The organism is Mesorhizobium sp. M0898 (genome assembly GCF_040319695.1).
Classification (GTDB): Bacteria; Pseudomonadota; Alphaproteobacteria; order Rhizobiales; family Rhizobiaceae; genus Mesorhizobium.
The window spans coordinates 16,862-37,693 of sequence record NZ_JAMYOE010000003.1; the positions used below are offsets into that span (position 1 = coordinate 16,862).

Consider the following 20,832-nt stretch of genomic DNA (forward strand, 5'->3'; position numbering starts at 1 on the left):
GGAATAGCCTATGGAATCGCCACAACTAAAACGATATGCAGCCCCACGAAGTTAGCTGCGATCTACACCAACGCCTAGTGCAGAAATGACACAGTTGGCACCCGGTTGCCGGCGGCACCTTTGCGGTGACGTGCTGGCAGGGTTCACCATCCAACGAAGATCAGGCCTGCCCACCATCAAACAACCACCACCGTCGTGCCCAAAGGAGTACGGTCGTAGAGGTCAATGACGTCGTCATTTATCATACGGATGCACCCGTTCGATACCGCTGTGCCTATCGTCCATGGCTCGTTTGTACCATGTATCCGGAAGTGGGTGTCGCGCCCGTCTCGATAGAGATAAAGGGCACGCGCACCAAGCGGGTTGTTTGGTCCGCCAGGGACCCCCCCTGCATACTGCACCAGGCGCGGCTTGCGCTGCATCATGCTGGCGGTGGGTGTCCACGACGGCCAGTCCGCCTTGCGGCCGACGGTCGCTGTACCCTTGAAGGAAAGTCCCTGCTCGCCGACGCCAACGCCGTAGCGCGTCGCCCACCCGTCAGACTCGACGGCATAGAGAAAACGGTGCGAAGTATCGACGACGATCGTTCCGGCCGGCTCGTTTCCGTCGTACCGCACATGCTGCCGTCGGTAACGAGGATTCAGGCCACGCCTTGGTCCGAACGCGGATGAAATCGACGTGCATCCGGAGATCATCAGAGCCAGACTACCCAGCACGAGCCCCCGGCGCGCAATGTGGTGTTCTTCCATTTGTACCTGCTAGGAAACTGGTCATCTACCGCCGCCCTCGTCTCTACCATTCCGAGGCCTGCGGGCCAAGTCTCGCTGTGTGGTGGCAAAAATGAATTCACAGGATTAAACAAGCGAATTGGAGCGAAACTTCTTGCGATGACCGTCTGCCTCTGTTCGGTTATGTCAGAAATGGCATAGGACAGAGCCGATGAAGCCTGACTTCCATGGTAAAGTCGCGATTGTGACCGGCGCAGGCTCCGGAATAGGTGCGGCTGTTTCACGGCAACTCGCGCAAGAAGGAGCCGAGATTGTTGTCGCCGACCTTGATGCCGAGGCCGCGCGCTGCACAGCCGCCGAAATAAGCTCGCAAGGAGGCAGGGCCTACGACTTTGCGGTAGATGTCACGGATGCGGCAGCAGTGGAAAAGCTGATCGAGTTCACTGTCCAGAAATGCGGCGGACTGGATATGGCGGTAAACAATGCAGGTATCGACGGCATTCGAAAAGCAACGGCAGACTATCCGCTCGACAACTGGCACAAACTGATAAACGTTAATCTCAATGGCGTTTTCTACAGCATGAAGTACGAAATCGCCGCGATGCTGGATCGAGGCGGAGGTGCCATCGTGAACATGTCCTCTGTTCTCGGTTCCGTCGGCTTGCCAACTGCGTCCGCTTACACGGCAGCGAAACACGGGGTCGTTGGATTAACCAAGGTTGCGGCGATTGAATATGCTAGGATGGGCATCCGGATCAATGTCGTCGGCCCCGGCTGGATCGAAACGCCTCTTTTATCGGAGCAAATGGAGGCATTAGCCAGCCGGCGCATGGCGGGTCTTCAGCCGATGGGCAGGCGCGGGAAACCGGAAGAGGTAGCGGCTCTTGTGTGCTTCCTGTTGTCCGACCAGGCCAGCTTTATCACTGGGAGCTACCATCTGGTGGACGGAGCTTACACCGCCCATTAGTGCAGTGGAGACCGGTAACTTCTCTGGGGTGAGCGCGGCCACGATTTGTTAGCGTCGACTGGGCCATCACCATCTCTTTGGTTTCGGAGGTAGTGATGGGAATGGAGTGGACGATTTCGATCGAAGGGACGAACGAATTCGGCGACATCTGTCGCCGAGAGGTCCGGATCGACAAAAGCGATGAGCGTCTGCGTGAAGGACACCTGGGCCTGTCGATCGACGACGGCAAGAAGATCATGGCCACCCTGCAAACAGCGGTTGTGACCCAGGAGGCGAAAGCCTACACCCTGTTTCGACGGGTCTGTCCGGATTGCCACAATCTTCGGCAACCGACAGCAAGTTCCACGTGCGGCTGTCGGCGGCGTGATGCGGCATCCGTCCGCGGCAGGGTATGAAATCGCGCAAAATCGTAAAGTGGCGCACAGCACGCGATTCGAACCGCCAACAGGCGCAGGGACTCAATTTAGCAAGTGAATTCAGTAACAGCACTGTATTGGCGGTATCCCTCTCCCGCTACCACCCTACGGATAAGCTATTGAAATAGCAACAAAAACTGAAACTTTGGTAGCGCCCTGTCCAAAAATCTTCAATGATTTCAGGGGCCGAGCCTGCTATCTGGTGGTGCCAACGAACGTCGCAGAGGCGCCGTAAGCGGTCTTTACCAAGCAGATGTCCTGATGTCGCCTTTGATACGCAAGTTCGAGACACCGCTGGTCATGCCGGCTGTTTAGCCAAAGCGGGTCACCCCTTGAACGCCGGCAAGATAAGGCCCTTGACGCCGACATCGAGCGCGAACAATCCGCCCGGATGCTTCTGGCGGACGAAGTGACTGGCCGGACGCCGGAGTACGGCAGAGGTGACGTAGAGGATATCGAGGTCCTTGCCGCCGAATTCGCAGCAGGTCGGCAGGTCGGTCGGCAAGATCACGGTTTCCATCAGTTCGCCGTCGGGATCATAGCGGCAGACTTTGGCGGTCACTGGGATGGTCACCCAGTAGCAGCCTTCGGCATCTACGGTGGCACCGTCGGCAACGCCGCCGGTCGCCCTCATGTCGATGAAGGTGCGGCGGTTCTCGATCTCGCCGGTGGCGGCATCGAAATCATAGGCCCACACCGCGCCGGCATGGCTGTCGGAAAAATACATGGTTTTCGAATCCGGGCTCCAGGCGAGCCCGTTGGAGCATCCGATGCCGTCGATCATCTTGTGGACCGAAAGGTCTGGATCGAGCCGGTAGAGCGCGCCGATGAATTCGATCGGCTGGCCCGGCACCTCGAACATCGAGCCCGACCAGAAGCGGCCCTGGCGGTCCGGCTTGCCGTCGTTGAAGCGGGTCTTCGGCATATGCGCTTCCGGGTCGACGATCGCCTCGAACCTGCCGGTTGCCGGGTCGAAGAAATGGAAGCCGTTTGTCATGGTCAGCACCAGGCCGCCCTTCTCGCGCAGGCCAAGGCAGCCGAGATATTCCGGCGTCTCGAAGACCTCGTCCTTGCCGGTCGATGGATCGTAGCGATGGATCAGCTTCTTCCAGATGTCGATCCACCACAGCACGCCGGCCTTGGGGTCCCAGAGCGTGCCTTCGCCGAGCTCGGCCCTGGCATCGACGACACAGGTGATTTCGACCATGGTCAGCTCTCCTTTCTGCGCATCTTGCCGCCGAGACCGGCGAAGGTCTCGCTGCCGATCGACACGGTGAGCAGGATCACCGCGCCATAGACGATGAGCAGCGCTCCGCTCGACAGGTTGAGCGCCGGCAACAGGCCGGTGAGGATGGTGAGCACCATGGCGCCGGCGACGGTGCCGAGATAGTGGCCGCTGCCGCCGAGGATCGAGGCGCCGCCGATGGCGACTGCCGCGATCGAGGTGAACAGATAGGCGTCACCCATGCCGAGATAAGCCTGGCTGGAATAGCCGGTGAGCAACATGCCGGCGAAAGCGGCGGTGAGGCCGGAGATGACAAAGGTCAGGATGGTGGTGCGCGCCGTCGGCACGCCGGAGAATTCAGCGACCGTGGCGCTGGTGCCGAGCGCATAAAGATGGCGGCCGAATGCCGCCTTGGACAGCAGCAGCGTCGCCACCAGTGTCAGCGCGAGCCAGATCAGCGCGATGACCGGGAAGCCGCCGATGCGGCCGACCGACAGGAACTGGATCAAGGCCGGTGCCGAGGGTGTCGGCGAGCCCCCGGTCAGCACCAGGATCAGGCCTTGCAGGATGACATTGGTCGCGAGTGTCATGATGATCGGCGGCACGCCGAACCGGGCGACGCCGACGCCATTGAACAGCCCGATCAAGGCGCCGCCGGCGAACAGCAGCGGCATTACCCAGACCAGCGGCAGATCCCGACCGCCGCAGAGCAGCGCCATGACGATTGCCGCCGAGTTGAGCACCCAAGGCACCGACAGGTCGATGCCGCCCCCTATGATGACGAAGGTCTGGCCGAGCGCGACGATGCCGACAAAGGCGGCCAGCACGATAGTCGAGCGCATGTTGGATACTGAGAGGAAGCCCGGCGAGAACAAAGCCGTGACCAGCAGCAGCACAACCATGCCGGCATAGGCGAGTACGATGAGGCGGTTGCGGGCAAGGAAGGCGCTCATTGGACACGGTTCCTTGCGGCTTTTTCGGCAACGGAACTGGCAAGCACCGAGAGCAGGAGGATGATGCCGGAAGCGACCGGCTGCCAGTAGCTCGACACATGCAGGACGAAGACGAGATTGCCGATGAGGGTGAGCACGAAGGCGCCGATCACCGTGCCGGCAAGATGGCCGCGACCGCCGAACAGGCTGACACCGCCGATGACCGCGGCCGCGACCGAAGGCAGGATATAGTCCTTGCCGATGGTCGGCGAACCGGCGCCGGTCTGCGTCACCAGAAACAGCGCCGCGCCGGCCGCGAACAGGCCGGACAGGCCGTAGGTGACGAGGTTGACGCGGGTGATCGAAACACCGGACAGGAAGGCTGATTTCTCGTTGGAACCAGTCGCCTGGATGGCTATGCCGACACGCGTCGCGCGAAACCACCACCAGAACACGAGCAGCGCCAGCAGCATCCAGACCGGGCTCGTCAGGCCGACAAGCTGTGCCGAGGCGAAGCCGACCCACCAGCCGGGAACGCTGCCGCCATCGGTCGGCAGGATGATCATGGCGACGCCGTTGAGGATCGACCAGGTGGCAAGCGTCACCAGGAAGGGCTGCAGCTTGAGCAGCGAGATCAGCAGGCCGTTGAGTGCGCCGATCAGGAAGCCGAGTGCTAGGATGATCAGCGCCCAAAGTGCTGTGGCCGACGGATCATCGGTGAAGCGCGTCGCCGCGATCACCGTGCCGAGGCTGATCATGCCGCCGATCGACAGGTCGATGCCGCCCCGCACCAGCACGATGGTCTGGCCGGTTGCCGCCAGCATCAGCGTCATAGCCGCGGCCGTGTCGAGGTTGAGTTCGTCCAGCGAAAAGACACCGGCCTGCAGGCTGCCATAGATGGCAACGATCAAGGCCAGCATGAGGGAGGCGACAAGGAACGGCGCGCGGTCGAGCAGGCGGCCGCGCCAGTCGATGCCGGGCCTCGTCCATTTCATTTCGGCAGGTCGTTGCGCCATCCCCACAGTTTGCTCCGCGGACATCACCATGCCTCAAGCCGCCTCGCTGTCGAGCATGGCGGCGCGCAAAATGCCCGCCTCCGAGATGCGGTCGCCTTCGAGCGTCGCCGCGATGCGGCCATTGCGCATCACCAGCACCCGGTCGGCGACATGGACCAGTTCCGGCATGTCGCTGGAATGGAACAGGATCGCATAGCCCTTGGCCGCGAGGTCGCGCATCAGCTGAAAAATCTCGCCCTTTGTGCCGACATCGACGCCGCGCGTCGGATCGTACAGCAACAAAACGCGCGCCTGCGTGAGCAGCATCTTGCCGAAGATCACCTTCTGCTGGTTACCGCCGGACAGCGTGCCGGCGAGCTGTTCCGGCGTGCCTGCCTTGATGCGCAGGAAGTCGACCATTTCCTTGACCAGAGCCAATTCCTTTTGTCGGCTGAGCAAGCCATTTTCGGTAAAACGCCTGATAACGGACAGGGTCAGGTTCTCGCGCACGCTCTTGGTCAGGAGCAGGCCCTGCCCGCGCCGGTCCTCCGGCACCAGCGCAATGCCATCCTTGCCTGTCAGCGCCTGGCGCGGATTGCCGATCGAGACCGGCTTGCCCCAGAGTTCGAGGGTGCCGCTCGCCTTGCTGGCGCCGAACAGCGCCTGGAACAGGTCGCGCTGGCCGTGGCCCTGCAAGCCGCCAACACCCAGCACCTCGCCTTCGCGCAGCGTGAAGTCGACGCCGGAGAGCCGGCTGCCGCTGGAGAAGTTCCTGACCCTCAGCGCGATGTGGTCTGTCGCTGTGGACACACGCTCCGGATAAAGCCTGTCCAGATGGCGGCCGATCATCTGCGTGACGATCTCGTTGTCCGACACGGCGTTCGCCTCGTGCGCGGCGACGGTGCTGCCATTGCGAAAGATGGTCAGCCGGTCGGCGATGGCGCGCACCTCGGCCATGCGGTGCGAAATGAAGATCACCAGCCGGCCTTCGGCCGCCAATTGCCGCGTCAAATTGAGCAGCCACTCCGCCTCCCGCGCCGGCAGCGCCGAGGTCGCTTCGTCAAGGATCAGGATGCGCGGGTCCTTGGCCAAGCCTTTGGCAATCTCGACAATCTGCCGTTCGGCCAGGGTCAGCCGCCGCAATTCCTGGTCGGGACGCAATGCCGGAAAACTATATTTGTCGAGCAGCGCCAGCGTCTTGCGGCGCATCTCGCCGCGGTTGACGATGCGCAGCAATGTCCGTGGTTCGTGACGGAACCAGATATTCTGTTCGACGCTGAGATCGGGGATCAGCGACAGTTCCTGGAAGACGGCGGCGATGCCGAGCGCCTGGGCGGCGTCCGGATTGGCCGGGCGATAGTCCTGGCCATCGACCAGGATCGAGCCGCCGTCGTGCTGCACGGCGCCCGACAGGATCTGGATGAAAGTGCTTTTGCCGGCGCCATTCTCGCCGAGCAGTGCGTGCACCTCGCCGGCGCGGGCACTGAACGTCGCCTCGCTCAGCGCGACGATGCCGCCATAGCGTTTGGACAAGCCTTTGACGGTGACGAGGTCCATGAATGCGCCTTCGAAAAGCTCTCCCGACACCTTGCGCCGCCGGGAGACAGGGGCGTTTGACAGGAGTTTACTTGGTACCGGCGGCTTCCGCAGCGGTGATCTCGACCCAGTCGGGCGTGATCGGCAGCGTCAGGCCGGGCGCCTGGTCCGGAAATGCATTCTTGCCGATCGCGATCTTGATCATCTTGGTGCCCGGGTAAAGCTTGGACTCGAAGGGATCGGTGGTGACGAAATCACCCTTGACCGAGACGGAGCGCTCGGCGGGCTTCTTGCCGGTGTCGAGAATGTCGACCGCGAGCTTGATCGCTTCCGAGGAGAGATAGGCAGGATTGGAGCCAAGGATGCACTTGGCGCCTTGCGTCTGCGCGCAAGTAACGGCGGCGACATTGTAGGAGAAGCCGACGACCGGGACGATCGGGCGGCCGGCATCCTTCAGCGCCTGGATAGCGCCGGAGCCATAGCCTTGCGTCATGATGCCGTCGATCTTCGGATTGGCGGCAAGCAGGGCCGCGACACCCGACTGTTCCGGACCGAGTGCATAGTTGCCGTTGTAGTAGCCGACGACCTTGATGTCGGGATATTTGGCCAACACCTTCTCATAGCCTTGCTGCAACTGTGCCGAGATCGGCGCCCCGGCGAGACCACGGTCGAGGATGATGTTGCCCTTGCCGCCAAGCTGCGTAGCCATCCACTCGGCCATCACCGAGGGAATGCGATCCCAGTCGGACGCGACGGCAAATGCGCAGGGTTCGGTCACCACCTGGTCGAAGCTGATGACGACGATACCGGCGTCGCAGGCCTTCTTGATGGTCGGATTCAAGGCCGAGTCCGAACCGGCATCGACAAGGATGGCGTCCGGCTTCTGGCGGATGATGTTGTTCAGCGAATTGATCTGCGCCTGGACGGTGTTCTCGACATTCTCGATCTTGAGGTCGACGCGGCCCTTCAGCGGCCCCTTGTTCACCGAAACGTTGGCGACACGCTCCATCTGCTGGCGCCAGTCATTGCCGACGAAATTGTTCGAGAGATAGATGGTGTAGGTCTTCTTGTTCTCGGCGTGGCTCGGCGCGGTGCTCACCGCGATTGCGGACATGGCAAGAGCTGCCAATCCGCCGCAAACTGTCTTCAGTTTCATGATCTCTCCTCCTTCGTGTTTCCTGCATCAGCCGGTGACGGACTTCGCCATCTTGATGGGTGCTGCACATAAATTGATACCGGTACCAATGCGCCTTGTCAATTTAAGCCAAGGCGCATTGGAGGAGCCTCGAGGCGACCATTTCGCCGCCGATCGGCAGACGTCGTTCATTTGGCGCCGGCGGCCTCGGCAGGGGTGATTTCAACCCAGCCCGGGCTGACGGGAAGAAACAGGCCTGGCGCCATGTCCGGAAAGGCATTCTTGCCGACCTCTATCTTCTGCATGGTCGCGTCGGGATACAATCCCGACGGGACCGGATCGGTGGTGAGGAAGGCGTTGCGCAGCAGGATCTTTTTCTCCGCCGGCTTCTTGCCGTCGAGTATCTCCACCGCCAGCTTCAAGGCCTCGGCCGACAGATAGGCAGGGTTGGGTGCAAGGATGCACTGGGCGCCCTGGGTCTGCGCACAGGTCGTCGTCGTCAGGTTGAACGGACTGCCGGTGATGGGAACGATCGGACGACCGGCGTCCTGCAGCGCCTTGATCGCTCCGGCGCCGTAGCCCTGGACGAAGATGGCGTCGACTTGCGGGTGCGCCGCCAGCAGGCTGGCGATGCCGGCTTGTTCCGGTCCCAGCGCATAGTCGCCGTTGAAATAACCGACCACTTCAATGCCGGGATATTTCTTGATGACTTCCTCGAACCCACCCTGCAGCTGGGCGGAGATCGGAGCACCGGCAAGTCCGCGATCAACGAGGATCTTGCCCTTGCCGCCGAGTTTCTTGACCAGCCATTCGGCCTCCACGCGCGGCGCGCGGCCCCAGTCGGACTCCATCGTGTAAGCGCAGGGCGCGCTGACGATCTGGTCGAAGGCGATGACCACGATGCCGGCCTTGCAGGCCTTCTCGATCGTCGGGTTGAGCGCTTCGCCGGAGCCCGCGTCGATGACGATGGCGTCGGGCTTGTTGCGAACGATGTTGTTGAGGGAATTGATCTGCGCCTGGACCGTGGTCTCGACCACCTCGACCTTGAGGTCGACGCGACCGGCAAGCGGCGGCTTCGTGACCGCGATGTCGGCGCTGCGCAGCATCTGCTGGCGCCAGTCGTTGCCGACGAAATTGTTGGACAGATAGATGGTGTAGGGCTTCTTGTCCTGTGCGTTGGCCGGCACGGTATCGATCGACAGCAAAGTCGTCGCGATCACCGCAAGGCCGGCGAAGAATGCGCCTGCTTTCATGATTTTCCTCCTGACCGGGACCAGGAAATCGACGCGCGCCAATGCCGCCGATCGGGTTCAGGCCAGATCGTTCGGCGCGTCGTAGCTGATGCTGAAGAGATCGGCCGGATGCCGCGCGATGGTGAACTCGATGCTCTGCTGGTCGGCCGACTGGTAGAGCATCTCCACACTCAGCACCGCACTGCCGAGAGCGATGCCGAGGTCGTCCGCGATGACCTCATCGGCGATCTCGGCGCGGACCGTGACATGCGCGACGTCCAGCCGCAGGCCGAGATGCCGTTGCACCGAACGAAAGATCAGCACGTCGGAAAAATCCTCCCGCTTCAGCTTCGCTCCGACAGTTGGCGGGAAATAGCTGGTGATCTGAGCTTTCTTCTGCTCACCCACCGACAGGATGCCGCGCAAGCAGTAGCCCGCTTCGTCCTTGCCCATGCCGAAATGGCGCTGGAGCACTGGGGAGACCTCCTTGCGATAGGATTTCACCGTCAGTTGCGCGTCCTTGGTGAAGGCCGCCATGTCGGCGAAGTTCTTGAATTTCCAGCTCAGGTTGACCGATGGACTGCGCGCCGTGACCACAGCCGGTTTGGCCGACCGCTTCCTGATCAGCCCGTCGGCCTCGAGGTCACGCAACGCTTGCCGTACGGTGATCAGGCTTACGCCGAAATGTTCGGCGATGGTCGCCTCCTTCGGCAGTTCGCCGCCGACGGGAAAGGTGCCGTTGCCGATCGGCTCGCGCAGGATGTCGGCGAGCTGGCGGTAAAGCGGGCCGTTGGCGCGACCAAGTGTGCGCTTGGGAAGACTGTCGATGGTGGGAACGGAGTGATCCATGTGCCTCGTCGCGCCTGTGTCGAAGCTTTTATAATAGCTTCCTGCGCCGGAGGCTATTGCATGTCACCCAAAAGTGGCTCCGGTTTTGGGATCAAAAAACAAGCCCGACGATCATCAACCGTCTCAGACGAAGAGCCGAAGCGGATGCTCGATCGCGGCTTTCAGGCTCGAAAGCCATAAGGCCGCCGCTGCCTCGTCAATGCTTCCCGTATCCGCCATCAGCAGGCACTCGGCGTGATCGCCTGATGTGTCGAGCGAGACGGTCAAGCGCATGGCGCGGGCTGGCAGAAGCGGCATCATGAGCGGCCTGACGTCGCTTGCCGGCAACACCCGCAGGGACAATGCGGCAGGTTTTTCCGCATCGTCACGACTGTCGGCCAAAGCAGTGAGCCGCGTCTCCCACAGCGATATCAGAGACATTTCGGGGATCATGTCGAACACGGCTTGCCGGCCCGCCAGTTCCAGCGCCACGGATGCCGTGCCGATCCTGGCGGCGTCCGGTATCTCGGCAAATGCTCTGCCCGCCGCGCGCAGCAGCACGTCGTCAATGTCGAACAGCCTTCCAGAGCTCTCCAGTGCCGCCAGCAGGTCTCGCAGCGCGCGGAGGGCAACGGACGTCGCAAAGGCAGCGATCCGGGGCGCAGCAGTGGAAGGCTCCGCCGCTGGGGCGGCGATATCAGGCGAAACGACCAGCGTGGCAGCCGGAACGTAGCCGGTGACATCGGCAGCGAGGATGCGGCCACCGGGCCCGCTGCCGCGAAGGACTTCGAGCGGCAGCGCACGCTCGCGCGCCAGGCGGCGGGCGTATGGGGAAACGGCGAGACGCCTTGCCTGCGCCGCCATTGCGTTCATTTCAAATACTCTGAATTGACGCAGTTGGTCAGCCGCCCCTCCGCAAGATATGCGTGCACGACCTCGATCGATTTCAGCCGGAGATCGCGCATCGATGCCGGGCTGTAGAAGGCGGCGTGGGGGGTGACGATCAGGCGGTTGGCGATCCATGTTTCGCGGCGTCGCCATGCCGCCAGCAGCGGATGTTCGAGATCGCCGGGTTCGCTTGGCAGCACGTCGAGCCCCGCGCCGGTGACGGTACCCGCGCGCATGGCTGCTTCGAGCAAGTCGAGATCGACGATCGGGCCGCGCGCGGTGTTGATCAGCACAAGCCCGGGCCTGGCCGCGGCGAAGGCCGCCGCGCCAAGCAGCTTGCGGGTTTCCTCGCTCAATGGCGTGTGGACGCTCACCACATCCGCGCGCGCCATGAGCTCGGCCAACGAATGGACCCGCTCGTAGCCTGTCGACAAGTCGACGCCGGACGACAGATGCGGGTCGTAGAACACCACCTTCATGTCGAAGGCGGCTGCGCGGCGGGCCGTGGCGAGGCCGATGCGGCCAAGTCCGACAATGCCGAAGGTGGCGCCCTTATGCCGGCGCACCAGCGGCGCTTTGGAGAAATGCCAGCCTTCGGCGCCATTGCCGGTGAGTTCCGCGCCATAGGCGGAGGTGCCGCGCGTCAGCGCCAGCATCAGGCCGATGGCGTGGTCGGCGACTTCGGTTGTACCATAGTCCGGCACATTGCAGGCCGGTATCTTGCGCGCGCCCCAGCCTGCCGTGTCGATGTTGTCGAAGCCGACGCCCGAGCGTACCGCGATCCTGGCCTTGGGAAACGCGGTGGGAGCGGCAGCGACATTGTGGGTCGGCGAATAGTTGATGACCGCATCGGCGGTCTCGCAGGCCGACGGATCGAGCATGGCTGGCTTGTCATTGGTCGATCTGGCGAGGATGAACTCGATGTCGGGATAGTGCTCGCGCTCGAGTTCGGCTTCATCGGCGGCTTGCCAGTTGGCGCACAGGATCTTCATGCTTGCCCTTCAGATTTTACAGGGAGAGTGGTGACTATTTCTTGATGCCGCCAATGCGGCCGCCCATCGGCACCACGGCGCCGACCGGCTGGTCGATCGCGGCAAGCGTGCCGCTGACTGGCGCCTCGATCTCGACCACGGCCTTGTCGGTCTCGATCTCGGCGACCAGTTCGCCTTCCTTGACCGCATCGCCGACCGCTTTCCGCCATTTGATGACGGTGCCTTCGCTGACGGTGAGATCGCCGAACGGCATCGTCACCGGCTCGTCGTCGCCGGCGGCGGGTACCTGCGGCGCAGCGGGCGCAACCTTGGCGGGAGCAGGTGCCGATTTAGCCGGTGCGGCACTTTTCAGGCCGACCGTGTACCAGTGATCGGGAATCGGCGGCTTGCCGGCGATGACGTCGCGCATGCCCTGGACGATGCGCGCCGTGTCGACCAGCATGGCGCGTTCCAGTACGGGCGCGAAGGGATGCGAGGTCGGCGCGGTGTGCAGCCTTCCGGGCGGAGCGTCGAGTTCATCGAAGGCAAGTTCGTTGATGGCTTGCGCGATCTCGCCACCCAGGCCGCACATCGCCCAGGCCTCGTCGACGATGAGCAGGCGATGGGTCTTGCGCACGCTGGCGACGATCGTCTCGATGTCGAGCGGCATGATGGTGCGCGGATCGATCACCTCAGCTTCGATGCCTTCGGCCGCCAATGCCTCCGCCGCTTCAATCGCGCGCTGCACCATCTGCCCTGCGGCAACGACGGTGATGTCGGTGCCGGCCCGCGCGATGCGTGCGACGCCGAACGGGACAAAATGTTCGCCAAGCGGCACCTCGCCCTTGGAGGCGAACAGCGCCTTGGGTTCGAGCATGATGACAGGATCGCCGGCCCTCAGCGCTGTCTTCATCAGCCCCTTGGCATCCGCGGGGCTCGAGGGAACGCAGACGATGAGGCCCGGCATATGGGCGAAGACCGGATGATAGATGCCGCTGTGGTGCGGGCCGGAACTGCGCAGCGCGCCGGCGCCGACGCGCACCACCATCGGCGCGCTCATCAGTCCGCTGGTCATGTAGCGCAACTTGGCGGCCTGCAGGAAAATCTGGCCGGCGGCCTCGAAGGCGAAGTCGGCAAACATCAGGTCGGAGACCGTGCGCGCGCCGGTAGCCGAGGCGCCGACGGCGGCGGCGGTGAAGCCCTGTTCGGAAATCGGCGTATCGACCATGCGCTCGGCGCCGAACTCCTGCCAGAGGTTTCTGGTGTGGGCGAAGCTGCCGCCACGCTCGCCGGTGCCTTCGCCAAAATAGAGGATTGCCGGATTGGCGCGCATTTCCTCGGCGATGCCGTCGCGTACCGCCTCGAGCCAGCCTTGCGTGCGCGTCTCGCCGACGGCGCGCGGCTGCAGCGCTGCCGGCGGGTTGATCGGATCGGCAAAGACATGCAGGCGCACCGTTGCCGGGTCGGGCTCGGGCGAATTGCGGGCAAAGCTCAGCGCTTCCTCGACCACCTTGTCGATCCGCGTTTCGATGGCGGCGAGAGCTTCCGTGTCGGCGATGCCATAGTCCTCGACCAGCTTCTTGCGGAACATGTCGATCGGATCGCGCCTGATCCAGGCGTCGAGTTCTTCCTGCGTGCGGTAGGTGCCGATGACTGGATCGCCCTCATGGTGGCCGACGGTGCGATAGGTCTTGGCCTCGATCAGCGTCGGACCTTTGCCGGCGCGGGCGCGCTCAGTCGCTTCCTTCATTGCGAGCCAGACGGCGAAGACGTTGTTGCCGTCGACGGCAACGCCTGGCATGCCGTAAGACGCGGCCCTGGTGGCGATTTCGGGATTGAGCGTGACGGATTTCAGCGGCGTGGCGGTGGCGTAGAGATTGTTCTCGCAGACGAACACCGCCGGCGCGCGCTGCACGGCGGCAAAGTTAAGCGCCTCGTGGAAGCCACCATGATTGGCGGCGCCATCGCCGAAGAAGGCCACGCCGATGTCGTCACGGCCCTGCTGGCGGGCGCTCATACCGATGCCGACCGCATGGCCGATGCCGGCGGCGACGATGCCATTGGTGCCAAACAGGCCGACCGAACGGTCGTAGAGATGCATAGTGCCGCCACGGCCGCCGCAAATGCCGTCGACCTTGCCGAACAGCTCCGCCATCACACGTCCGGGGTTGGCGCCCTTGGCCAGCGCGTGGCCATGGCCACGATGGGTTGATGTGACCCAGTCGGTCGGCCTGAGATGCGCGCAGACGCCGACGCCCGTCGCCTCCTCGCCGATATAGAGATGCAGGAAGCCGGGCGTTTCGCCCTTGCGGCAGGCGATTTGGGCGATGCTTTCGAAGCGGCGCAACAGCACCATGCGTTCGAACAGATCGAGCAGAATCTTGCGGTCGGGGAGGTTTGGCGCACCCCTGGACTCCTCGCGCGTGCGCGCCCCAGACATTGCCACCAAAGCCTCCCTGAATACGTCTGACGCCGGACGGCAGAGCGCCGGCGGCGAGCTTGTTGGTCGCCCGCTTCGGCGCATAATAGATTATAATAGCATAATGTCTACCGACACTGAACAGAGGCGCGCAGGCGCTAGATTTTGGTGATCCGGACCGTGGCGTCGGGACGCTCGAACAGCTCCGGCCGCAAGCTGAGGCCAAGTCCCGGCCCCTCCAGCGGCACGACATGGCCGTCGCTGACCAGCGGAATGTCGGCGACGATCTCGGTGTACCAGCCGGTGAAATAGGCGCGCACGGCTTCCTGGTAGTTGACGTTCGGCAAGGTCGCCGACAGCGCGCAACTGGCGGAGTAGACGATCGGCCCGGTGCAGTCGTGCAAGGTGACCGGCAGTTCGCTGGCTTCGGCCATGTTGGCTATCTTGCGAGCCTCGGACAGACCACCGCACCAGGCGAGGTCGATCATGATCACCGAAGCGGCGCGCTTGTCGATCAGTTGCTTGAACATCTGCCGCGAGGCCAGCCTTTCGCTGGCGGCGATCGGGATCGAGGTATGGCGGGCAAGCTCGGCCATGGCGTCGAGCTCGTTGTAGCGGATAGGCTCCTCCAACCAGGCGACGTCGTAGGCTTTCAGCGCCTCGGCGATGCGCAGCACCGGCGGCAAGGTCCACAGGCCGTGCAGTTCGACCATGATTTCCATGTCGCGGCCGACGGCGTCGCGGATTTTCTGGAACGGCTGCAGCGCGCTGTCGAGGTCGGCCAGCGAAATGCGCGTACCGTTCGAGGCCTCGGCGGCAATGTCGAACGGCCATATCTTCATCGCCTTGATACCTTCGAATTTCAGGCTTTTGGCGAGGTCGCCGGCATTGTGGCGCCAGGCGAGCAGATCCTCATACGGGCCTTCGTTCGAATCGCCTGCCTTGAGCGACCAGTCCTCGCCGCGCTCGAACAGAGCGTTCTTCTTCGTGGCGCGGACATGTTTGTAGCCGGCGCAAGTGTTGTAGATCGGCACGGTCTTGTGGGTACGGCCGCCAAGCAGCCGCCAGACCGGCTCGCCGAGCGCCTGGCCATATATATCCCAGAGTGCGATGTTGACGGCGGAATTGCCACGCACCTCGGCGCCGGAATCGCGCGCGCCGACATAGACGCTGCCCAACGTACGGTCATGCAGTTCGATGTCGCGCGGGTCCTTGCCCAGAAGGTAAGCGGCGACATTGTCGTGGATGTAGGAGGCGACCGGCCCCGGCGCCCAGAAGGTCTCGCCGGTGCCGATGAGGCCGGCATCGGTGTGGACGCGCAGCCAGAACAGGAACGGGAACTCCGCCAGTTGCAGCGTTTCGAGCGCGACGACTTTCATTTTTTCCTCCCTGTACCGACCGACCGCTCGGTCGGCGGACAATAGCACATCCCCGTTGACAGCCATTTATGGTACCGGTATCAATTTCCGTCAAGATGGCCACCGGGAGGGTGCTCGCATGCCTGCCGAAATTCTCGATACCACGCCACGCAGAGCGCTGGTCACGGGCGCCGCCGGCGGCCTCGGCCGCGAGGTGGCGATACAATTGGCGGCCCGTCGATGCGCGGTCGCCATCGCCGACATCAACGCCGAAGGCGCGACCGAGACCGCTCGCCTTGTTCGGGAGAAAGGCTCCGAGGCCGAGACGATCATCGGCGACTTCACCAGGGAAGGCGCGCCGGAGGCAGCTGTCGAAAAGGTGGTCGCGCGTTGGGGCGGTATCGACATCCTCGTCAACAATGCCGGTTATGGTGTGATCGAGCCGTTCCTCGACGCCACTTACAAGTCCTGGACACGCACGCTGGCGCTCAATGTCACGGCACTTGCCATGGCCTGCAAGGCGGCTGGCCGGGTGATGCGCGAGCAGCGTTCGGGGCGCATCATCAACATCACCTCACCCGGTTCGCGCATGGCGCTGCCCGACTACACCGCCTACACGGCGAGCAAGGCCGGCGTCGATTCCATCACCCGCGCCGCGGCGGTTGCATTGGCGCCCTACGGTGTACTGGTCAACAGCCTGGCGCCGGGCATGATGGACACCGAGATGCAGCGGTCGACCGAGGTCGACCTCGCCCGCGCCAATGGCCGCGACGACCTGCAAGCCTTCCTCGACGAGCGCACCCGACGGATCCCGCTCGGCCGACGCGCCGAGATTTCCGAAGTCGCCGAGGCCGTCGTCTGGCTCTGCCTCGATTCGCCCAAATACATGACCGCTGAGCGCCTCAACATGTCGGGCGGGCTCGACAAGGACTGACCTTATGTTGCGAAATTCCCCACCCGGCAGTGCCGATATTGGCGCGCTCGAACGCAAGGCGACACGGCTGCGCCGGCACATGCTGACCATGGCGCGCGGACAGGGCCAAGGCTATATCGGCCAGGGCCTCGGCATCGCCGATGTGCTGGCCGCGCTCTACTTCCACGAACTGCGCTACGATCCGCAGAATCTGGTATGGCCCGATCGCGACCGCTTCCTGCTGTCTACCGGACACTATTCCATTGCACTGTGGGCGGCGCTGGCCGAGGCCGGCATCATCCCGGTCGAGGAACTCACCACCTACGGCGCCGACAATAGCCGGCTGGAAATGTCGACACTCGACACCACGCCCGGCGTCGAGGTCATCGGCGGTTCGCTCGGCCATGGTCTGGGACAAGGCGTCGGCCAGGCGCTGGGCTTGCGCGTCGACAAATCCGACGCGCGCGTCTTCGTCGAGTTGTCCGATGGCGAAATGCAGGAAGGCTCGACCTGGGAAGCGGCGATGTCGGCCAGCCATTTCAGGCTCGACGGGCTGGTGGCGCTGATAGACTGCAACGGCATACAGGCCGATGGGCCGGCGGTGCTCGAGATGGAACCGGTCGCCGACAAATGGCGCGCCTTCGGCTGGCAGACATCGGAGATTGACGGCAACAACATGAAGGCGGTGGTCGGTGCGCTGGCCGGCGCACGCGACCGCAACGGCAAGCCGAAGGCGATCGTGCTGCGCACATTGCCGGGCAAGGGCGTGCCGCGCATTGAGACCAGCGAGAAATCGCATTTCTTCCGCATAGACATGACGCAGTGGGACGGCATCATCGCCGAGTTCGAAAAGACCGTGGGAGCAACCCAATGAGCAGCACGGCGATTGAGCCCGGACGCACGCTGCCCATGGGCCAGGACGAAGCGGTCGGCGGTGGCCAACGGAGCGTGGAGGCACCGTTCGGCAAGGCTTTGGCGCGGCTTGGCCAGAGCCGCCCCGACATCGTCGGGCTGACCGCCGACCTCGGCAAATACACCGACATATTGCCGTTCCGCGATGCCTTTCCGGAACGTTTTTTCAATGTCGGCATGGCCGAGCAGAATCTGGTCGCCGTCGCCGCCGGACTGGCGCGCACCGGCAAGGTGCCTTTCGCCACCACCTATGGTGTGTTCGCGACCCGGCGCGCCTATGATTTCGTCGCCATCGCGCTCGCCCACTCCAGCCTCGACGTCAAGATCGTTGCCGGACTGCCGGGATTGACCACCGGCTATGGCGGCACGCATCAGGCGATTGAGGACCTGGCGCTGATGCGCATGATCCCCGGCCTGACCATCATCGACCCCTGCGATGCCACCGAGATCGAGGCTGCGACCGACGCGATCGCCGAGCATCGTGGTCCAGTTTATATGCGGCTGCTGCGTGGCAACGTGCCGGTGGTATTTGAAGCTGGCTATCGCTTCGAAATAGGCAGAGCGCGACAGCTTCGCGAAGGCTCGGATGTCGGCATCATCTCGACCGGCTTGATGACCGAGCGAGCGCTGGACGCGGCGGAAGCCTTGCGCAAACAAGGCATCTCCGTCGGAGTGTTGCACGTGCCGACGATAAAACCGTTCGACGCCGAGGCGGTGGCCGAATTTTCGACCGGCTTCAACCATATCGTCACGGCGGAAAACCATGTTGTTGTCGGCGGCTTGGCGAGCCTTGTGGTCGAGACCTTGTTCGATGCCAGCATCGCGAAGAAGGTAACGCGCATCGGCCTGCCCGACCGCTATATCGAATGCGGCGCGGTGCCGACCTTGCAAGCGAAGTACGGCCTGACGACCGAGGCCGTCATCGCAACGATCGCCGCCCTGAATTAGGACTGCCGCATGAAGATCACAGAGATCGAGACCTTTGCCGTCGGCGCGGGCTGGAAGAACTGGCTGTTCGTCAAAGTGCATACCGACAAAGGCATCCACGGCGTTGGCGAAGGCACGCTGAACGGCTTCATCAAGACCACCGAAGCCGGGGTGCACGAGCTCAAGCATCTCGCCATCGGCCAAGACCCGCGCCGCATCAATGCGCTGGCCAAGCGCTTGCTGGACAGCGTTTCGCTCGATGGCGGCCATATCCACCGTACGGTGATCGCGGCGATCGAGGTCGCCTGTTGGGATATCCTGGGCAAGAGCCTCTGCGTGCCGATCCACCAGTTGCTCGGCGGCCAGGTGCGCGACAGCGTGCTCGGCTACGCCAATGGGTGGTACCGCACCGAACGCATGCCGGAAGCCTTCCTCGAGGCCGCCAAAGCGGTTTTGGCCAAGGGTTTTAAGGCATTCAAACTCGACCCTTTCGGCACCGCGCAAGGGTTTATTTCGCGCGAGGAATTGGACCTCTCCTACGCTATCTGCCGGATGCTGCGCGACAGCTTGCCCACGGACACGCTGATCCTGATCGACGTGCATGCCCGCTTCACCGAGATCGCGGCGCTTCAGGCAGCCCAGAAATTTTCCGATCTCGACATTTACTGGTGGGAGGAGCCGACCTCGCGCGACCGGCAGGAGACCGTGCATGAAGTGGCGCATCGCTCGCCGATCCCGGTTGCGACCGGCGAGATGTACGACACGGTCGGCCAGTTCTACACGCTGGCCGCCGGCGGCGGCGTCAACATCTTCCAGCCTGAGCCGATGTCGCTCGGCGGCATCGGGCCGTCGATGCAGGTGGCCAATCTGGCGCTCGCGCATGGCAGCCATATCGCGCCGCACCAGAGCGGTGGACCGGTGGCTACGGCGGTGTGCCTGCAGCTCGCGGCAGCGGTGCCGAATTTCCTTATCCAGGAGCATTTCGACGCCTTTAACGACCCGTGGACACGCGACCTGGTGACCTGGCACCCAACCGTCAATTCCCACAATGGCCACCTGTCGTTGCCGGACGCGCCGGGGCTCGGCATCGATCTCAACATCGATGCGATCAAGGATCATCCCTACGATCCCGATGCCTATCTCAACGTCCACGCCGAAGGCTGGGAAAAGCGCCTCGGACGACATGAAGAGACCGGCAGGAAGAAAACCTGATCAGGCGCTTTCGCGGTCGACGATCTCGAAGCCGAGGCTGGTGATGGTCGGCACCTTGGTGTCGCCGCCGAGCCTTGCCAGCAATTGCCGCACGGCGCGCCGGCCCATCTCGTAGCGGTTGACCTTTACCGTGGTCAGCGGCGGATAGAGCTGCGCGGCCAGATCCAGGTCGCCATAGCCGGCAATCGCGATCCTGCCCGGCACCGCCCAGTGGCGGCGGTGGCATTCCTGCACGGCGCCGACGGCCAGCGTGTCGCTGGAGAAGAAGATGGCGTCGATGTCCTTGTGCCTCGACGTCAACGTCACCAGCGCCTCGGCGCCGCCTTGCGCGGTGATCGGCACCTCGACCTCCATGTCGGCATGGTTCTTGATGCCGAGTTCGGTGAGCGCGGCATGATAGCCGGTGCGGCGCTGCTGTAGGCGATCATTGCCATGGATCGGCGTCGAGACGAAGCCGATGCGCTTGTAGCCCTTGGCGGCCAGATGCATGGTCATGGCATAGGCCGTCTCGAAGTTGGAGACGCCGACCACCATGTCGATCGGCTTGCGGCCCTTGATTTCGGAAATCTCGACGATCGGCGCACCGCTGCTCCTCAGAAGCCCGCGCGCCGCCTCGCTTTGTACGAAGCTCTGCAGGATCATGCCGACCGGGCGCCAGCCAAGCAGGTTGCGGATCGATTTCTCCTCGGCCTCCTGCGTGAATTCGCCTTGCACCAGAAGCATCGAGTAGCCGCTCTCATGGCATTCGTCCGACATGCCTTGCACCTGTTCGGCAATGCCCGAATTGATCAGCGGCGGCACCACCGTGCCGATCATGCGGCCATTGCCGCGCATGCTGGAGGCCAGCCGGTTGGGCACGAAGCCGGCCTGCTCGATAGCCTCAAGCACTTTCGCGCGCGTCTCGGGCGAGACCATGTCGGGATTGGACAGCGCCCGCGATACCGTCATCGGCGCGACACCAACGCGCTTGGCGATCTCGCGAACACCAAGGCGCTGCCGCTTCTTCTCGCCCGCCGGCAGCTCGTCGACCATCACCATGCTCCAAGAGAGCGCGATCCGTCAGCAATGTCCCGCGGACCGCGGCGTAAACGCCCATTCATAGCGGTTGGCGCGAATGCATTCCAGCGATGGAGCTGGCTATGCACTGCCAGGAAATTCGCCGTTGACAAGTTATAATATTATAATCTTAATGGCCAAGAGGAGTGCGCCAGGATCGGCACAGGTGAATGGAGCCGGCC

The 20,832-nt window shown here is 63.3% G+C and carries 19 protein-coding genes; 6 read left to right on the forward strand and 13 right to left on the reverse strand.

Going from position 1 to position 20,832, the window contains the following annotated elements; all coding sequences use genetic code 11:
• Nucleotides 1-176: 176 nt before the first annotated feature.
• On the reverse strand, nucleotides 177-749 hold the full coding sequence (locus tag NKH90_RS05365; protein ID WP_352503876.1) for a L,D-transpeptidase: 573 nt from the start codon (nucleotides 747-749) through the stop codon (nucleotides 177-179).
• A 190-nt stretch (nucleotides 750-939) separates the two neighbouring features.
• Here NKH90_RS05365 and NKH90_RS05370 point away from each other — a divergent pair, with 190 nt between their 5' ends.
• Together NKH90_RS05370 and NKH90_RS05375 are read left to right on the forward strand one after the other, a co-directional pair.
• Nucleotides 940-1,695: an SDR family NAD(P)-dependent oxidoreductase gene (locus NKH90_RS05370; protein ID WP_352503877.1), complete on the forward strand. Its 756-nt coding sequence runs from the start codon at nucleotides 940-942 to the stop codon at nucleotides 1,693-1,695.
• Between the two features lie 95 nt (nucleotides 1,696-1,790).
• The gene (locus NKH90_RS05375; protein WP_352817872.1) at nucleotides 1,791-2,090 is read left to right on the forward strand and encodes a hypothetical protein; all 300 of its coding nucleotides are present in this window, start codon (nucleotides 1,791-1,793) and stop codon (nucleotides 2,088-2,090) included.
• Nucleotides 2,091-2,436: 346 nt separating this feature from the next.
• Here NKH90_RS05375 and NKH90_RS05380 read toward each other — a convergent pair whose 3' ends face one another.
• From NKH90_RS05380 to NKH90_RS05430, 11 genes are all read right to left on the reverse strand, one after another.
• A complete protein-coding gene (locus tag NKH90_RS05380; RefSeq protein ID WP_352539233.1) occupies nucleotides 2,437-3,318 on the reverse strand; it encodes an SMP-30/gluconolactonase/LRE family protein in 882 nt (293 codons plus the stop codon).
• A 2-nt stretch (nucleotides 3,319-3,320) separates the two neighbouring features.
• A complete protein-coding gene (locus NKH90_RS05385) occupies nucleotides 3,321-4,289 on the reverse strand; it encodes an ABC transporter permease (RefSeq protein WP_352539234.1) in 969 nt (322 codons plus the stop codon).
• Nucleotides 4,286-5,284 (reverse strand): ABC transporter permease, encoded by a 999-nt coding sequence (locus NKH90_RS05390; protein WP_352539235.1) that lies wholly within the window; start codon nucleotides 5,282-5,284, stop codon nucleotides 4,286-4,288. Before NKH90_RS05390 ends, NKH90_RS05385 begins: the two co-directional genes overlap by 4 nt.
• Nucleotides 5,285-5,317: 33 nt before the next feature.
• Nucleotides 5,318-6,820: a sugar ABC transporter ATP-binding protein gene (locus tag NKH90_RS05395; protein WP_352539236.1), complete on the reverse strand. Its 1,503-nt coding sequence runs from the start codon at nucleotides 6,818-6,820 to the stop codon at nucleotides 5,318-5,320.
• Between the two features lie 67 nt (nucleotides 6,821-6,887).
• Nucleotides 6,888-7,955 carry a substrate-binding domain-containing protein gene (locus NKH90_RS05400; RefSeq protein ID WP_352817877.1) on the reverse strand — a complete coding sequence of 356 codons (1,068 nt, stop codon included), beginning with the start codon at nucleotides 7,953-7,955 and terminating at the stop codon, nucleotides 6,888-6,890.
• Nucleotides 7,956-8,122: 167 nt separating this feature from the next.
• Nucleotides 8,123-9,187 carry a sugar ABC transporter substrate-binding protein gene (locus NKH90_RS05405; RefSeq protein ID WP_352817879.1) on the reverse strand — a complete coding sequence of 355 codons (1,065 nt, stop codon included), beginning with the start codon at nucleotides 9,185-9,187 and terminating at the stop codon, nucleotides 8,123-8,125.
• Between the two features lie 57 nt (nucleotides 9,188-9,244).
• Nucleotides 9,245-10,015 carry a GntR family transcriptional regulator gene (locus tag NKH90_RS05410; RefSeq protein WP_352539239.1) on the reverse strand — a complete coding sequence of 257 codons (771 nt, stop codon included), beginning with the start codon at nucleotides 10,013-10,015 and terminating at the stop codon, nucleotides 9,245-9,247.
• Between the two features lie 123 nt (nucleotides 10,016-10,138).
• Entirely contained in the window at nucleotides 10,139-10,867 is a 729-nt protein-coding gene (locus tag NKH90_RS05415) for an E3 binding domain-containing protein (protein ID WP_352817882.1), read from the reverse strand.
• A complete protein-coding gene (locus NKH90_RS05420) occupies nucleotides 10,864-11,874 on the reverse strand; it encodes a C-terminal binding protein (protein ID WP_352817884.1) in 1,011 nt (336 codons plus the stop codon). Before NKH90_RS05420 ends, NKH90_RS05415 begins: the two co-directional genes overlap by 4 nt.
• 34 nt (nucleotides 11,875-11,908) lie before the next feature.
• Nucleotides 11,909-14,293 (reverse strand): thiamine pyrophosphate-dependent enzyme, encoded by a 2,385-nt coding sequence (locus NKH90_RS05425; RefSeq protein WP_352818414.1) that lies wholly within the window; start codon nucleotides 14,291-14,293, stop codon nucleotides 11,909-11,911.
• 137 nt (nucleotides 14,294-14,430) lie between these two features.
• On the reverse strand, nucleotides 14,431-15,651 hold the full coding sequence (locus NKH90_RS05430) for a mandelate racemase/muconate lactonizing enzyme family protein (protein WP_352817887.1): 1,221 nt from the start codon (nucleotides 15,649-15,651) through the stop codon (nucleotides 14,431-14,433).
• 118 nt (nucleotides 15,652-15,769) lie between these two features.
• Between NKH90_RS05430 and NKH90_RS05435 the strand changes: the two genes are divergently transcribed.
• Genes NKH90_RS05435 through NKH90_RS05450 form a run of 4 tightly spaced genes read left to right on the forward strand, consistent with a single transcriptional unit; the run spans nucleotide 15,770 to nucleotide 19,594 of the window.
• Nucleotides 15,770-16,564 carry an SDR family NAD(P)-dependent oxidoreductase gene (locus tag NKH90_RS05435; protein ID WP_352539243.1) on the forward strand — a complete coding sequence of 265 codons (795 nt, stop codon included), beginning with the start codon at nucleotides 15,770-15,772 and terminating at the stop codon, nucleotides 16,562-16,564.
• 4 nt (nucleotides 16,565-16,568) lie between these two features.
• Nucleotides 16,569-17,417: a transketolase gene (locus NKH90_RS05440; protein ID WP_352539244.1), complete on the forward strand. Its 849-nt coding sequence runs from the start codon at nucleotides 16,569-16,571 to the stop codon at nucleotides 17,415-17,417.
• The gene (locus NKH90_RS05445) at nucleotides 17,414-18,403 is read left to right on the forward strand and encodes a transketolase family protein (RefSeq protein ID WP_352685400.1); all 990 of its coding nucleotides are present in this window, start codon (nucleotides 17,414-17,416) and stop codon (nucleotides 18,401-18,403) included. Before NKH90_RS05440 ends, NKH90_RS05445 begins: the two co-directional genes overlap by 4 nt.
• Nucleotides 18,404-18,412: 9 nt before the next feature.
• Entirely contained in the window at nucleotides 18,413-19,594 is a 1,182-nt protein-coding gene (locus NKH90_RS05450; RefSeq protein WP_352817893.1) for a mandelate racemase/muconate lactonizing enzyme family protein, read from the forward strand.
• On the opposite strand, the gene NKH90_RS05455 is transcribed toward NKH90_RS05450, so the two are convergent.
• Nucleotides 19,595-20,626, reverse strand: coding sequence for a LacI family DNA-binding transcriptional regulator (locus NKH90_RS05455; protein ID WP_352817896.1), 1,032 nt, complete (start codon nucleotides 20,624-20,626; stop codon nucleotides 19,595-19,597).
• Between the last annotated feature and the right edge of the window lie 206 nt (nucleotides 20,627-20,832).